Raw genomic sequence first — 15,269 nt, 5'->3', positions numbered from 1 at the left:
TCACTCTTTGACGATGATCCCCTGAGTGGCAACGGGGAGCTCAAGGGGTTTCCAGCCTTCTCGGGCAATTTCTTGGCGCTTTGCGGCGTTCAAGTGGGCAAAAACAATGACCGTGGGGCCGGCGCCGGAGACCGCGGCCGGAAGTTTCTCAGCGCGCAGCCGGTCAATCAGATCCAGGGTCGAGGGCATCCCCGCACGGCGATATTCCTGGTGGAGACGGTCTTCGGTGGCATAGTAGAGCAGGCTCGGGTGTTGGGACAGCGCAATCGGCAACAGCGCCGCTCGCCCCGCGTTGAAGGCGGCATCACGGTGTGGCACCGCATCAGGAAGCATCGCGCGCGCCTTCGAGGTCGAAAACTCGAACTCGGGAATCAACACGGTGACACGGACGTCCTGAGAGACCTCAAAGGACCTGGCAAAGGCCTGTGCCGGAGCGCCGGTTAGAGGATCCGCGGGTTCAATCCATCCCAGAGCCGCCCCGCCATAAACTGCGGGAGCCGCGTTATCAGGGTGACCCTCCATGTGGGCAGCAATCTCGAAGATCTCGTCGCGAGTCAAGGCCCCCGGCTCGAGGAGAGCAGAAGCCGTTGCAAGACCCGAAACAATCGCCGCCGAGGACGAGCCGAGCCCGCGCCCGTGGGGGACGCGGTTCACGCAGCGCATCTCGATGCCAATCTGGGAGGCTCCGACCGCGTCAAGGCCGGCCCGCAGAGCCTCAACCACCATGTTGGAGTCATCGGTGGGAACTTCGCCCGCGCCTTCACCTTCGACAGTGACGCGGGTCTTACCAGTAGTGGCTCGCACCGTGACCTCGTCTCGCATCTCCAGGGCCACCCCGATGGCATCGAATCCGGGCCCGAGGTTCGCTGAAGAAGCGGGAACCGAAACTGTCACCTCATCGCGCACAAAGTTCATCAACAAATCCTTACTCATTATCTCTGGGACGATGGGGGCGTGCTTTGTCGTCCCACTTTTATAAGCCGAGAGCTTGCACCGCCGCGGATAGTTCCGGAGCGATGACCGGCGGAGTCACGTCTCCGCGAACTTCCATTGCCGTCGCAGTGTCTTTCAATCCGTTGCCGGTCAGGGTACAAACAATGCGGGCTCCGGCCGGTACCTGCCCCGCGGATGCCAAAGCTAACAATCCCGCCACCGAAGCCGCGGAAGCCGGCTCACAGAACACCCCCACCTCGGCGGCAATAATCGCTTGGGCTTCCATAATCGCTTGGTCGGAAACGGCAGTAATCAAACCGCCGGAATCGTCGCGCGCCGCAGCCGCATAGGCCCAGGAAGCCGGATTCCCGATCCGAATCGCCGTCGCGATTGTTTCCGGATTGTCAACCGGATGGCCCACCACGAAAGGCGCCGCTCCCTCGGCTTGAATCCCCCACATCCGCGGAAGTTTTGTCGTCAAAGGCTTCAGATGCAGAGCCGAGTCTTCGATTGATGAAGTCACTTTGCGCCCGAAATATTCGTTGTACCCCATCCAGTAAGCGCTGATGTTGCCGGCGTTCCCGACAGGGAGAACATGAATATCCGGCGCATCCCCCAGCGCGTCACATATCTCGAAGGCAGCGGTTTTTTGCCCCTGCAAGCGATAGGGATTAATCGAGTTCACCAAAGCCACCGGATACTGTTCGGTGAGTTCGCGGGTGATGCGTAGGCAGTCGTCGAAGTTTCCGTCCACTGCCACCAACTGCGCTCCGTGCATGACGGCTTGGGCGAGTTTCCCTAGCGCAATCTTTCCGGCGGGAAGAATGACCGCACACCCGATTGCGGCAGCCACCGCATAGGCCGCGGCCGAAGCGGAGGTGTTTCCCGTCGAGGCACAGGCAACCATCTGGGTTCCCGCGGCTTTGACCTTCGTCATCGCCATCGTCATCCCGCGGTCTTTGAAGGAACCGGTCGGGTTGGCGCCCTCGAATTTCACGTAGATTTCGGTGCCGCTCCCGTCTACCCCCGCACCCGCGGAGGCTTCAGCAACACGAGTCTCCAATCTGGGGGAACGCACCAAGGGCGTGTTGCCCTCATAGAGGGTCACAATCGGGTCAGAGACTTCCACGGGGAGCCTATTGCGGTATTCTTCCAGCAGGCCGCTCCACATATTAGCCATGTTTAATTCGATCCCCTTCGCTTGTGATTACTAGCCTTCTTCAACAGACATCACTGATGCGATTTTATGCACTAACGGAGATTTAGCCAAAACTGCGAGGATATCGTCGTGCTGGTTCTTCGTGGCGCGGTGGGTGGAAATAATCAGTGTGGCCTGGTCTTCTTGGTCTCCCACAGGGGGTTGGCGCACTGAAGCCACCGAAACACCACCTTCCTGGTATGCCTGCACAACTTGGGCCAGGGCACCAATCTGTTGAGACACCTCGAGGCGGACTTGGAGGCTGGAAAGTACCTTCCCGGGTTCGCAAATCGGCAAATCGGCGTAGACGGATTCTCTAGGCGCGTGTCCCCCGTGGGCTATATGTCCCGCTCCCGCGACCACATCTGAAAGGACTGCCGAGGCCGTGGGAGCGCCGCCCGCTCCTGCCCCATAAAACATGAGCCGACCGGCGAACTCGGTCTCTAAAACGATCGCATTGTAGGGCCCATTGATTCCAGCCAGAGGATGGGTCAAGGGCACCAAGGTAGGTTCAACTCCCAGAGCGATTTGCTCGACTCCGTCCACCAAGACTCGTTGAGCTTTCGCAAGAAGTTTCACCGCGTATCCGGCCTCGCGCGCCTGCTCGATGTCTTCGGCAGTGATGTCGGTAATGCCCTTGGTAGGGACGTCAGCAATGGAAACTCTGGTGTGGAAAGCCAATGACGCCAAAATGGCGCATTTTGCGGCAGCATCGTGTCCTTCCACGTCGGCGCTCGGATCCGCCTCGGCATAGCCGAGATCCTGGGCCACTTTCAGAGCCTGTTCATAGGACCAGCCCTGGGTGGTCATTTGGTCCAGAATGAAATTCGTGGTGCCGTTGACGATTCCGAGAACCTGGTTAATCCGATCCCCTGCCAGAGATTCGCGCAAGCCGTAAACTACCGGCACTGCCCCCGCTACGGCGGCTTCGAAATAGAGGCTGGCATCGTGGGCTTCGGCAGCTTCGTTGAGTTCCGGTCCGTGAGCGGCCAACACGGCCTTGTTGCCGGTCACGACCGTTTTCCCCTGGTTCAAAGCCGCGAGCATGGCGCTGCGAGCCGGTTCCATCCCGCCCATGAGTTCAATCACCAAGTCGGCTTCTTGAATCACCCGTTCAATATCGTCAGTGATCAAGGCCGGATCAATCCCCTCGCGTGTCTTGGAGACATCCCGCACCGCGACCCCGGACAGCACCAGGTTCGCCCCGGCGCGTTCTGACAACTCTCGGTTTTGTTCCGAGAGGATGCGAGCCACTTGGGAGCCCACCGTGCCCGCGCCGAGGAGTCCGATTCTTACTTCTTTCATGGGTGTTCCTTCCCTGTTTTATATTCAGCAAAGCGCCTGATGCCGCTATCGCTCACGCGTTCGGCTGGGGCGAGGCGTTCAAGTATTCGCGATAGGCCGGATCGAAATGAGCCAGCATGGAATCAACTGTCTCCGGCTCCAACAACCATTTTGTAACGGGCGTTCCATCACTATCTTGGCTGCCTTGATCCACTCCGAGAACCCCGAGTCGAGTGAACCAGTTATAGTTCGAGCTCATTGACCAGCCGTAAGCGCCGACCATCGGCACGGCGAGAATATCTCCCTCATCGAGGTCGCTAGGCAGAGCCACATTGTGAACCACGATATCTCCGGATTCGCAGTGCGAGCCGACCACACGAGCGGCTACGAGCGGAGCTTCGGAAACACGATTAGCCAAGGCCGCAGTGTAGTCAGCCTCGTAGAGGGCAGGGCGGATATTATCACTCATTCCCCCGTCAACCGCCACATAGCGGCGGTAGATGATAGACCCGTCTTCGCGCGTTCCTACCGGCTGGTCCTTAATGTTTAACACTCGGTACAAAGTGATCATGGTGGACGCTACCAGGGAACGTCCCGGCTCCACGGAAACAAAAGGCATAGGCTCGTCCAGCTCATTGCAGACTTCCTGTACCGTCTGGTACAAACCTTGGGCAACTTCCTCGGGATTGGGTCCGGGTTCGCTGGCCGGCGTGTAGGCCACCCCGTAGCCCCCACCAAGATCCAACTCGTCAACGAGATAACCGGTTTTCCGCTCGATTTCAGCCCGAAACTCCAGAACCTTCTTTGCGGCCGCCTTGAAACCTTCGAAATCCAGAATCTGGGAGCCGATGTGGGAGTGTAGGCCGGCGAGATCGAGCCTTTCATCAGCCAAAATCAGCTTCACCGCCACCATAGCGGGAGAATCATTCGAGGCAATATTGTAACGCCCAGTCCAATTTTGATGTTCCGGAGAAAGCCCTTCACTAGCTCCGCCCAGTAAGGAGAGCCCAAATTTTTGGTCCTCATGGGCCGTTGCAATAAACTCGTGTCCTCCGGCGTGAACTCCGGTAGTGATACGCACCATGACCGGAATTTTCGCCGCCTGGGGTAGCCCATCCAAGACCCGCTGCAATCGCTCTATCTCCGCCAGAGAATCCACGATAATCCGCCCGATGCCGGCAGTTACCGCATGGTGCAACAAATCCTCAGATTTCCCGTTGCCGTGCAAACCGATGAGTTTCGGGTCACAGCCACTAGCAATCGCGAGGGTCAGCTCACCTGCTGAAGCGGTATCGAGACCGAGGCCTTCCTTTGCGGCGATTCGCGCCAGTTCCAGGGTCAAAAACGCCTTTCCGGCATAGTGGACCTGGGAGCGACCCGAACCAAAGGCCTTATCGAAGGCTGTCTTGTAGGCACGGGCTCGCGCGCGAAAATCCGCCACATCCATCACGAATACGGGGGTTTTCGCTTCTGAGCTAATCAAGTCCGCCACGGAGCGCCCGCACAGCTCCATCTCCCCCCGCGCGCTGCGACTCAGACCAGCCGGCCACATATCGCGGCGTTCGCTGGGATCCGCGGCCGCAAGCGCATCCAACTCCTGGGCACCTGCCGGGAAACGCGCTGGATCATCTGCTGTTAGGGCATGTCCGCTCATAAATCCTCTTTCCTAATAATTCTTGGTCAGTGGGCTCTTGGTCGGTGTGGTGAAAACTCACATCCGCTCCGGGGCGGTAACTCCGAGCAGGTCCAAGCCATTCTTGATGACGATTTCCACCGCGTCATTCAATGCGAGCAACGCGCGGTGTTCGCCCGTGACCGGATCGTCTCCCGCCGGAGTCACACGCCGACGCCCATACCAGGTGTGATACGCCCCCGCGAGAGTTTCCAGGTAGCGGGGCACCAGGTGGGCCTCGCGTTCTTTCGCGCCGGTGGCCACCACGGAGGGGAATTGCGCCAGGACGCCAATAAGCTCCGCGTCAGCCGGATCTGACAACAGCGCGGGATCGAAGCCACCGGCTCTGCTAACCCCGTGTTCAGCGGCGTTTTTCGCCACATTCACGGTGCGCGCATGAGCGTATTGCACATAATAAACAGGATTGTCATTCGTATGCGACGCCAAAACATCGAGGTCAATGTCAAGTTGGGTATCCATGGAGGAACGCACCAGGGCGTAGCGAGCCGCATCCACCCCGACCGCGTCCACAAAATCCTCCAGGGTGACAATGTTGCCGGCTCGCTTCGACATCCTCACCGGCTCGCCATTGCGGTAAAGGTTCACCATCTGGCCGATAAGAATCTGCATATTCACGCCCGGTTTGTCTCCGAAGGCCGCACACATCGCCATCATGCGTCCGATATAGCCGTGGTGATCGGCTCCGAGGAGGTAAATCGCACAGTCTGCTCCACGCTCGCGCTTGTCGCGGTAATAGGCGATATCGGCAGCAAAATACGCGGCGTTCCCATCGGATTTGATGACCACACGGTCTTTGTCGTCCCCGTGTTTCGTGGTGAGCAGCCAAGTTGCTCCGTCTTTTTCCTCGACCTCGCCTTTGGTGCGCAAAAACTCCAAGGCGGCCTCAACTTTGCCGGTCTCGTACAGGGAGTTTTCGTGGAAGAACACGTCGAATTCGGTGCGGAAGTTCTTGAGTGAATCTTTAATTTCAGCAAACATCATCTCGACACCGTGGGCGCGGAAATATTCTTGCGCCGCCGCGTCTTCGAGCTCCACAGGATCGGGATCCCCCGCCGCCTGGGCTTTTTCCCTCACCGCAGCGGCAATGTCAGCAATATACTGCCCGCCGTATCCGTCCTCCGGAGCCGGCAACCCGCGAGCCGCTGCTAGCACAGACGCCGCAAAACGGTCAATCTGGGTGCCGTGATCGTTGAAGTAGTATTCGCGAGTTACTTTCGCCCCCGAAAACGCCAGCAGACGCGCCAGGGAATCCCCAGTCGCTGCCCAACGCGCCCCACCCAGGTGAATCGGACCGGTGGGATTGGCAGAAACATATTCGAGGTTCACGTGTTGGCCCTGCAAGGCTTCACCGGCTCCAAAACGCGAACTGGCCCCCAGGATATCTTCTACCAGCGCACCCGCAGCCCCCGCTTCGAGACGGATGTTAATAAACCCGGGACCGGCGACTTCCGTAGCGTCCACTCCCTCAAGGTCACCAATCGCTGCGGCAAAAATTTCTGCGAGTTCCCGCGGATTCATTCCCGCAGTTTTCGCAAGTTGCATCGCAATATTGGTCGACCAGTCCCCGTGATCACGGGACTTTGGTCGCTCTACCTTGACCTTTTCTGTCAAAACCTCGGGGGTGAGGGGAAGCGATTTTGCGTCCACAGCCTCGGTTAAAGCTGCAATAATCCGTTTAGTTAATTCTTCTGGAGTCACCCCCCAAGCCTACCGGTCAAGCCCGATTCATCCCAATCAAGGGCACTAATTCGCTCGCGATTAATCGGTAAAATCAGGGCAGCAAATGCGATAAATTTACTGCATGAACAGGCAAGGTGAACCTAACTTGGATTCTAGCTTCGATAATGACCCTGCCAAAGCCGTGGGGCGTAAGTCATTGGTAGCGTTGATGGGGCCCGCCTTCGTGGCCGCAGTCGCCTACGTTGATCCCGGAAACGTCGCGGCCAACATCACTGCCGGTTCCCGCTACGGTTACGCCCTGGTGTGGGTCTTGGTGCTGGCTAACTTCATGGCAATGCTGATTCAATACGAGAGCGCCAAATTCGGGATTGTCACCGGCAAGTCGCTGCCGGAAATGCTGGGCAGCCGCCTGAAGAAGCGCTCCCGTCTGGCTTTCTGGGTCCAGGCAGAACTCGTGGCAGCCGCCACTGACCTCGCGGAAGTCATGGGCGGGGCTATCGCGCTGAACTTGCTGTTCCACACCCCACTCCTAGTCGGCGGGGTTATCGTGGGAGCCGTTTCCATCGCCTTGCTGGCTTTGCAAAACACCTCCGGACAGATTGTGTTTGAACGCATTGTCATGGGATTACTGCTCATTATCACCTTGGGATTCGTGGGCGGCCTGGTAGTGGCTCCGCCCCAGTGGCAAGCTGCCGTAGCCGGGCTCCGTCCCACATTTCCTTCCTCCGATTCGGTTCTCGTGGCCGCCTCCATGCTCGGCGCTACCGTGATGCCCCACGCGATTTATCTACATTCTTCTTTAACCAAAGATCGTCACGGCCACGAGGAAGATAACGTTTGGAAACGCCGCATCCTCAAGGCCACGAAACTGGATGTGTTTTGGGCACTGCTGATTGCCGGATCGGTCAACATCAGCCTGGTGCTTCTCGCCGCCTCTGCCTTACAGGGCGACCACGGCGGGATCGAGACGGATACTATCGACGGCGCCTACCAGGTCATTGCCCAAGCACTCGGAATGGGAGTAGCCACGGTTTTCGCGGTGGGACTATTGGCTTCCGGATTGGCATCCACCTCAGTAGGAGCCTATGCCGGTTCAGAAATCATGCACGGCTTGTTGAAGATTCACGTGCCGCTGCTGGCGCGCCGCTTGGTGACTCTCATTCCCGCGTTGGTTATTTTGGCCATCGGTTTTGAACCGACTTGGGCACTGGTTTTGAGCCAGGTGCTTTTGTCTTTAGGGATTCCTTTCGCCCTGATTCCGCTGGTGGTCTACACTTCGAGGCGAGACATTATGGGAGAGTTTGCCGACCCCAAGCCTTTACTTGCCATAAACATCATCGTGGCCGGCCTCATTATTGCCCTAAACCTCGGTCTCCTGGTCCTCAGTTTCACCGGCGCCGGTTAATCGCGCTATTATTGAGGGGCTACTTCTAGCAAGCCCTGGTAGCTCAGTGGATAGAGCGTTTGCCTCCGGAGCAAAAGGTCGTGGGTTCGAGTCCCGTCCAGGGCACGACAGATTAATGGCACCAAGAGACAGTTTGTCTACGCGTAGCACCTTTACGCAAAACAGAGCGAAAGCGTCCCTACCACCAAGAAAACAAAAACCCGACCGTAGGGGTCGGGTTTGATTATTTCAAGAACTTTTACGCCTCAGTATCGAGGGCACGTCCCACCGAGCCACTGCCCATCATGGAACGCATCGAAGTGAAGGTCGCCACGCGGTCGTGCTGGCTCATGGGCTGGGGGCGACGCAACACCATCTGTGACTGAGCCGAACGGGCTGCCGGAGCGCTAGAAACTCGCGACTCCGCCAAGGTCAAAGCGAACAAAGAGGCAGTGTCGGCTCCCGGGGCGATAACCTCACCGGTAACAGAGTGAATGAGATCCCGATCGGATTGGGAAAGATGAGACAAAACCCACTGGGTATGCTCGTCGACAACGGACTTTGCGCTGGCGATAGCGTCATTCTGACGCTGCTTAGCGACTACAGCGGCCAGGCGGACTGCCGAACGTTCCATTGCCTTACTCCTTTCAAGAATCTCTTACCTTTAGTAATCTACCAGTTCTCTTCGACAGTTCCAAGCATCTTTTTAGGTTTTTCTGACACCAAATTCAGCCATCTCCGATTTTTTCCCATATTTTCAACGATTTTTCATAATTATTACTGTGAAATCACTTAGTGGAAGCGTGGCGTAATGTATGGACAATATCGCTATAAACCGCGTCTACTCCCCAAGCCGCCAGCCGACGATATTGGTTGGCATCGTTGACCGTCCAAACATAGACCGGACATCCCACCGCGTGGGCCCCCGCGACGAATCTTCGGGTCACCAAGGGCCAGCCGCGAAAGGTCTCGGGAACCGCAAAAGCACAGTGGTAATCGAACAGCAGTCTCGGAAGTATCCCGAAGTCGCGCAGGCGACCCAAACGCTGTTTTTCGCGCAGTTCCCAAAGGATTTTTTGCCATGATTCTCTTTTTCCCCCTAGAGAATCTTCATTTGTCTCCCACTCCCGCCGGCTTTTTCCGCCAAAGATTACCCCACTTTCACAGGCCAGCAAGAACCTAGCCACATCCAAGCCGCCGGGAAGATAGCCTGGCTGGGGTCCCAGTCGCCGCGCAATTTTCCACACTCGCGGGGCTGAGAAAGAAGCCAAGGCCATTCTTCCGAGGTCTCCTCTCCCCTCCAGGATTTTCAGCGCTTGAGGAACGACCGCGGAAACCTTGAAGTCAATGTTGACATAAATCCCTGGGTATCGGTCCAAAAATTCTTCCAGACCCAAGGGGACCTCCCCGTTGAGAAGCCGGTGACGGGAGAGTTCTTTCCAAGTTACAGCGGCTATTTCCACGTCGCCTTTTGCCCCGTGCCAGAAAGGATCGTGGCTGATTACCGGATAGCCATCACGGGTGGCTTGCAAGTCCGTTTCTAACCCCGCCGCTTCCCCTCCGGCAAGACACTCATCAAATGCTTCGCGCGAGTTTTCCGGGACCCCTTGGCGGGGCGCTCCCCGATGCGCCAGGAGCGCGGGTTTTCCGGCGACACCGAGCGGGAAAAGTTGCGCCGGACGAGGATACACCGAACGCGAAGAAACCGGATGGGAGGGCACACTCCCATTGTCCTTCATCAAATCGGCCACCCAAAAACGCTAGCGTTATTCGCAGACGTCATTGATATAGACCGCGCCCTGCTTCTTCATGAAAGTCATGGGGTCAACAGTTTTGTCTTCGGTTAGTCGAATCTCGAAATGAAGATGAGCCCCCGTGGAACGACCGGTGGATCCCACGCCGGCAATCAGATCTCCGGCTTTTACCTTGTCGCCCTTGGAAACGTAGATTCCGTTAGCGTACATGTGGAGATAACGAGAATAAAATACTTGGCCATCGATTTCGTGTTTGATGGTGATGGTTCCGGTAGAACCTTCCATTCCCGCGAACGTGACTTCCCCATCCGCTACGGCGTAGATAGCGGTTCCCACTGGAGCCGACCAATCCACACCCTCGTGCATCGTGCGTTGTCCGGTAATCGGATGGATCCGCATTCCCCAAGGGGAGGTGAAATTGTAGGATCCAGCATACATCGGCCAGACGATGGACTGGTCTTTAGCGGCAGCCCGAACGTCTCCGTTAGCGGAGTTTTCTTTGGAAACACAGTTACCGAGCTGTTTCGCTTCCATCAATCGAGTCCGCGCCGAGGCAGGAACAGCATTCAAATCCGAGTCATAGACGGACACCTCGTCGGCAGAAGCAATGATGGATAGGAGGGTCTCATTGGTTTCGAAATCTCCACTCGGAGCGGCGATGGATAAATCCGGAGAAACCAAGCCGGACAAGGGAGCCACCACGGTCACCGAAGCCAAAAAACCAAGTAATCCTATCCGCGGTAAATCGGAGGCTAAGTTTCGTTTGGGAGATAGATTTAGACGATTATGACGGCGATTACGGCGCCGTTCCAGTTCCCTGAGCTCTTTGCGGGAGCGAGGCCTTTCGCTTTCCACAAGTCACCTTCCTCGATGCATCACAACTTGGAATTGAGTTTATAACAAGTCGGTAACAAATTGCAACGAGTTTCAAACCTCATTTGTCACTTTAGTAACATTTGTCCACATTTTTCCCGCCTAGTTGAGAGAAATCTGAAAAGTTCTTGATAATTCACCGGAGAAATTGTTGCGAATTTATTTCAAACCATATCTGGTCTCAGCGGCTTTTCCCCACGATTCTAGTCATTTTCCCGCTGCAACGAATCCCTCACCTCGCCCACGAGTTCCTCCAAAATATCTTCCAAGAAAATCACACCTTTAATGGGCTCGCCGGGAGCATCAACCACTCCGGCAAGGTGAGTGCCCTGCTTTTGCATGACACGCAACGCGTCTTCGACTTCCATCTGCGGAGTGACCTCCGTTAGCTCACGAATTCTCCACGATTCCAGGGGCTGCTCTCGGCGCGATTCAGCAACGGCAATGACATCTTTAATGTGGAGATAGCCACAGATTTCGTCAGCCTCGTTCACCACCGGAAACCGAGAAAATCCGGTTCGTGCCACGGCTTTTTCCGCCTGGGACACGACGACATCCACCGGTAAAGTTACCAGGGATTCACGCCCCAGCATGACTCCGGAAACAACTTCGGTGGAAAACTCTAAAGTTCCAGACAACAGCCCCAAATCGTCTTCCAGCGTTCCCTCGGCGCGAGACTTTTCAACAATCGAGGTCATTTCCTCCACCGTGAAAGTATTGATAACCTCGTCTCGAGGTTCCTTTCCGAAGAGCCTGACAAATACATTCGCAAACTTGTTCATGCCGTCAACCAGAGGCCTCACTGCCCGAGCGAGAGCCACCATAATCGGGCCGTAGAACAACACTAGCGAACTGTGGGCGGAGACCGAAAGATTCTTCGGAATCATCTCCCCCACTACCACGTGAAGATACAACACAATCAAGAGGGCGATTAGAACCGCCGCCGCATGGGCAGTAAGGGGCGGCGCTCCAAGCAGTTCCACCAGGGGCGTCAACAAGTGCGCCAAGGCGGGTTCCGCCACCACACCCAACCCCGTTGAGGCCAGCGTGATACCAAGTTGACAGACGGCGAGCATCTCCGAGACGTGCTCCACAGCGAAAAGCGCCCCAGCGGCTCCACGTTTCCCTTCCTTCAACAAGGGCTCAATCTCGGCGCGACGCGAAGCCGTAATGGCAAACTCTGCCCCGACAAAGAAAACGTTTACTCCCAGCAAAACCACCATAGCCAAGAGCCCCAGCAAATCATTCATGGTGGTCCCCCTCGGCAGTGTCCGCAGGATTCAGTTTAGTGATACGAACCCTCGCGATTCTTCGGCCTTCCATCTGTTCTACATGGAGTAAGTAGCCGCTGACTTCAATCTCATCGCCTTGGGTTGGAATCCTTCGGAGTTCGTTCATCATCAACCCGCCCAGCGTCTCGTACGGACCCTCATCGGGGAGCTCAACATGGGTTTGGAGCATGAGCTCATCGGGACGAATCAACCCTGGAACCAGCCAGGAGCTCTCCGTCACCGCATTGATCCCCGCAGCGCGCTGGTCGTGTTCATCGCTCACCTCACCGACGATTTCTTCCACCGCGTCCTCCAGGGTCACCATTCCGGAAGTGCCACCGTATTCATCAACCACCACAGCGCTTTGACTTCCCGCATCCCGCAGCAGTAACAGCAGGTCAGCCAACCCCATAGTCTCCGGAGCCCGCGGCACCTCAAACATGAGAGAGGAGGAGGCGACTACCACCTCAGAACGCCGCTCATACGGAACCGAAACCGCGCGACGCAGGTTAGCGAAACCGAGAATGTCATCCAGACCGTCCTCGCCCACCACCGGAAACCGCGAGTGACCGGTTTCTTTGGCCTTATTGATGAGATCTTGAGCGGTGTCATCCTGTTGGAGATAGTGGATTCGCCCCCGATCCGTCATGACGTCTTTGGCGCTCAACTTCGAGATGTGAATGGACCTTGTGAACAGAGAAGCGGTAGAAACATCGAGTTTTCCTGCCTCCGCGCTTTGCCTCACCAAAGCCGCGAGTTCCTGGGCTGAGCGCGTGGAGGACAATTCTTCGGCAGGCTCGACCCCCATACGCCGAAGCACCCAGTTGGCTGAACCATTCAGCACCGCAATGATGGGACTAAACACGAAGGTAAACGCTTTTTGGAAACGAACTACTGCTCCGGCAGTGGCCAGTGGGTCAGCCAGCGCCAAATTTTTAGGAACTAACTCTCCGAAAACCATGGAGAACAGGTTGGTCAACAGTAGCGCTACCACACTTCCGATAGCAGTGGCCACCCCCAAAGCCAGCGCGGTATGGCCTAACCCTCCGGTGATGAGACGCGCTAAAGCGGATTGCGTGGTGTAACCAAGCAGGATCGTGGTCAGGGTAATCCCCACTTGGGTTCCCGACAATTGGGTGGAGAGTTTCGAAATGGCCTTCTTGATGAGCGTCGCACGCTTGTCACCATTCGCGCTTCGCATCGCCACCTTGGTCGTGTCCACGGCGACAAAAGAGAACTCGGCTGCTACGAAAAGAGCAGTGCCGAGGGTGAGAACCACCCCTACTGCAACCAGCAGCCAATCTATAAGTACTGGATCCATATATTGCTCGGCCTATTTAGCCAAATCCGCCTTTGTTGCTTTGACGATTTCACGACGCACCTTCCAGGAGGGCTGACCGTTGTTGTCTAGAATCGCCATCCCCAAGCCTCCGGCTAAGGATGCTCCAACGATGAGGCCGCGCGAATAATCCTGTCGTTCACGATCGGTTTTTGCCACCCAAATCGGGTTGTTCACGACCGTAATGGGGAAGTTAACCGCCGCCAAAATAGCAGCGCAGGTCCGCGGGTATTTTCCCAGCGCTAATCCGGTGGCGGTGATCGCCGTCACAGCTCCAGCAAGACGAGAAAGGAGTTTCGCATCAGAAGTCAGCACGGGAGGAAGCCCCAGTTTTTCGAGCGCCGGCTCAATCTTTTTGAAGCGTTCCACATGGTCATCAGGGTTACGCAACGCATCCAACCCATCAAACACAAATACCGAGGCCAACATGGGGCGAGCCAACAAACGAAGCAGAGTTTTCATAACTCTATCTCACCACAAATCTCCAAGTTTTGCCGAGGTTTTTATCTACAAACTGTCGAAACCGCGGAGAAGTAATCGAGCAAAAACCACGGGACGGGAATAAAACTGGTGCTGAGAGCGTTTACAGTAATGTGTCTTTGAATGCGATAAATGATTGTCCCCTCTTACTGCGGGTTTCGTTTCACCCGTCTGGACCCATTTTGCCGCTAGACTTCTTCTTAATGACTACGAAGACAGCAACCGGGACCTTTGAATCTGAGGTCATGCCCTATTTGAACCAGCTCTATTCCGGGGCGTTGCGCCTGACGCGCAACAATGCCGATGCCGAGGATCTGGTGCAAGAAACGTTTTTGAAAGCGTTCAAACACTTTGATTCTTTCCAACCTGGAACGAATCTTTTGGCTTGGCTCTATCGCATTATGAACAACACCTTCATCAATGCCTATCGGAAGAAGACGCGGGAGCCTAAGACTTCCACCGTGGATGAGATTCAAGACTACCAACTGGCTCAAGACACTTCTCATCCGGAAACACGTTCCGCCGAGGCGACCGCTTTGGATAGGCTGGGAACCGAAGACATTCTGGCCGCCATGGATGCTTTACCCCAGGAGTACCGCGAGGCCGTGTATTTGGCTGACGTAGAGGGATTTTCATACAAGGAAATTGCCGAGATTCTCGAGATTAAACAGGGAACGGTAATGTCCCGCCTCCACCGCGGTCGAAAGAAGCTAAAGGACCTACTGCAGGATCGGTTGATTCTCAGCCGTCCGGTCGGAGAAGCTACCGACCGCAACCTGGTAACAAGTCAGGGAGGGAAATAAAATGAGTGAGTCAACAGGCACCGAACCCTTTGATGAATCATCGGGGCACGCCTCTGACAGTCATCTTCATCAGCTACTGGGACAGGAAATTCCGCCAAACGCCGCGGAGAAGCTAGAGTCGGTAGAAAAACCCCAGACGAAGAATCCTGATTACCATTGTGGGCCATTCCAAGACTATGACTGCGGGATGGTGGAAGAGCACTTGTGGGAAATTATTCACCACGATTTAGCCCCGAGCCTATTGGCGCCGCTGCAGGCACATTTGAAAGAATGCCCCCATTGCGCTGCGCAATCAGCAGAGCTGGAAAAGATTGTCACCAAACTCCAGGCCTCTTGCCACTGCGAAGCGCCGGTGGAGCTGCGGGAACGGATTATGGTGACGATTCGGGAAAATTCCTAGATTGGCTCCGCGGACGGCTTCGGAATTGAGCGCGTGGCTGATTTGTGCGAGAATATCTAGGTTCAAATGTTTATGAAAAGGAGCCTGACTATGTCCAAGCGCGGTCGCAAGCGTCGTTCGCGGGCCAAAAATGCCGCTAACCACGGCAAGCGCCCTAACGCTTAAGTTCTAAGCCTC

The 15,269-nt window shown here is 56.1% G+C and carries 15 protein-coding genes and 1 tRNA gene; 5 read left to right on the top strand and 11 right to left on the bottom strand.

Going from position 1 to position 15,269, the window contains the following annotated elements; translation table 11 throughout:
• From thrB to argS, 5 genes are read right to left on the bottom strand one after another with little or no spacing between them, the layout of a single operon-like run.
• Window positions 1-915: a homoserine kinase gene (gene thrB, locus FYJ63_RS06725; protein WP_154545028.1), complete on the bottom strand. Its 915-nt coding sequence runs from the start codon at window positions 913-915 to the stop codon at window positions 1-3.
• 58 nt (window positions 916-973) lie between these two features.
• On the bottom strand, window positions 974-2,113 hold the full coding sequence (gene thrC, locus FYJ63_RS06720; protein ID WP_154545026.1) for a threonine synthase: 1,140 nt from the start codon (window positions 2,111-2,113) through the stop codon (window positions 974-976).
• A 30-nt stretch (window positions 2,114-2,143) separates the two neighbouring features.
• The gene (locus tag FYJ63_RS06715) at window positions 2,144-3,436 is read right to left on the bottom strand and encodes a homoserine dehydrogenase (RefSeq protein ID WP_154545024.1); all 1,293 of its coding nucleotides are present in this window, start codon (window positions 3,434-3,436) and stop codon (window positions 2,144-2,146) included.
• Window positions 3,437-3,488: 52 nt separating this feature from the next.
• Window positions 3,489-5,069, bottom strand: coding sequence for a diaminopimelate decarboxylase family protein (locus FYJ63_RS06710; RefSeq protein ID WP_154545022.1), 1,581 nt, complete (start codon window positions 5,067-5,069; stop codon window positions 3,489-3,491).
• Window positions 5,070-5,126: 57 nt separating this feature from the next.
• Window positions 5,127-6,806, bottom strand: coding sequence for an arginine--tRNA ligase (gene argS, locus FYJ63_RS06705; RefSeq protein ID WP_287847185.1), 1,680 nt, complete (start codon window positions 6,804-6,806; stop codon window positions 5,127-5,129).
• Window positions 6,807-6,909: 103 nt separating this feature from the next.
• Between argS and FYJ63_RS06700 the strand changes: the two genes are divergently transcribed.
• On the top strand, window positions 6,910-8,193 hold the full coding sequence (locus FYJ63_RS06700; RefSeq protein WP_154545020.1) for an Nramp family divalent metal transporter: 1,284 nt from the start codon (window positions 6,910-6,912) through the stop codon (window positions 8,191-8,193).
• A gap of 32 nt (window positions 8,194-8,225) precedes the next feature.
• Window positions 8,226-8,298: transfer RNA gene (locus tag FYJ63_RS06695), tRNA-Arg, on the top strand.
• A gap of 133 nt (window positions 8,299-8,431) precedes the next feature.
• Here the strand turns inward: FYJ63_RS06695 and FYJ63_RS06690 are convergent.
• The 6 genes from FYJ63_RS06690 to FYJ63_RS06665 all read right to left on the bottom strand — a co-directional run bounded on the left by FYJ63_RS06690 (window position 8,432) and on the right by FYJ63_RS06665 (window position 13,871).
• Window positions 8,432-8,806 carry a hypothetical protein gene (locus FYJ63_RS06690; protein WP_154545018.1) on the bottom strand — a complete coding sequence of 125 codons (375 nt, stop codon included), beginning with the start codon at window positions 8,804-8,806 and terminating at the stop codon, window positions 8,432-8,434.
• A 154-nt stretch (window positions 8,807-8,960) separates the two neighbouring features.
• The gene (locus FYJ63_RS06685) at window positions 8,961-9,923 is read right to left on the bottom strand and encodes a glycerophosphodiester phosphodiesterase (protein ID WP_277028105.1); all 963 of its coding nucleotides are present in this window, start codon (window positions 9,921-9,923) and stop codon (window positions 8,961-8,963) included.
• Window positions 9,924-9,938: 15 nt separating this feature from the next.
• Window positions 9,939-10,634, bottom strand: a complete 696-nt coding sequence (locus tag FYJ63_RS06680; RefSeq protein WP_277028139.1) for a M23 family metallopeptidase — start codon at window positions 10,632-10,634, stop codon at window positions 9,939-9,941.
• Window positions 10,635-11,002: 368 nt separating this feature from the next.
• Complete coding sequence (locus FYJ63_RS06675) at window positions 11,003-12,049, bottom strand: hemolysin family protein (protein ID WP_154545016.1); 1,047 nt, start codon at window positions 12,047-12,049, stop codon at window positions 11,003-11,005.
• On the bottom strand, window positions 12,042-13,391 hold the full coding sequence (locus FYJ63_RS06670) for a hemolysin family protein (RefSeq protein WP_154545014.1): 1,350 nt from the start codon (window positions 13,389-13,391) through the stop codon (window positions 12,042-12,044). Before FYJ63_RS06670 ends, FYJ63_RS06675 begins: the two co-directional genes overlap by 8 nt.
• A gap of 12 nt (window positions 13,392-13,403) precedes the next feature.
• Window positions 13,404-13,871 (bottom strand): DoxX family protein, encoded by a 468-nt coding sequence (locus tag FYJ63_RS06665; protein WP_154545012.1) that lies wholly within the window; start codon window positions 13,869-13,871, stop codon window positions 13,404-13,406.
• A gap of 221 nt (window positions 13,872-14,092) precedes the next feature.
• Between FYJ63_RS06665 and FYJ63_RS06660 the strand changes: the two genes are divergently transcribed.
• From FYJ63_RS06660 to FYJ63_RS11500, 3 genes are all read left to right on the top strand, one after another.
• Window positions 14,093-14,692: a sigma-70 family RNA polymerase sigma factor gene (locus tag FYJ63_RS06660; protein WP_154545010.1), complete on the top strand. Its 600-nt coding sequence runs from the start codon at window positions 14,093-14,095 to the stop codon at window positions 14,690-14,692.
• A 1-nt stretch (window position 14,693) separates the two neighbouring features.
• On the top strand, window positions 14,694-15,092 hold the full coding sequence (locus tag FYJ63_RS06655; protein ID WP_154545008.1) for a zf-HC2 domain-containing protein: 399 nt from the start codon (window positions 14,694-14,696) through the stop codon (window positions 15,090-15,092).
• Window positions 15,093-15,182: 90 nt separating this feature from the next.
• A complete protein-coding gene (locus FYJ63_RS11500; protein WP_407717186.1) occupies window positions 15,183-15,257 on the top strand; it encodes a 50S ribosomal protein bL37 in 75 nt (24 codons plus the stop codon).
• Window positions 15,258-15,269 lie beyond the last annotated feature (12 nt).

The sequence above is a fragment of the Mobiluncus porci genome (genome assembly GCF_009695935.1).
Lineage (GTDB): Bacteria > Actinomycetota > Actinomycetes > Actinomycetales > Actinomycetaceae > Mobiluncus > Mobiluncus porci.
This window is presented reverse-complemented; position numbering and strand designations above follow the sequence as displayed.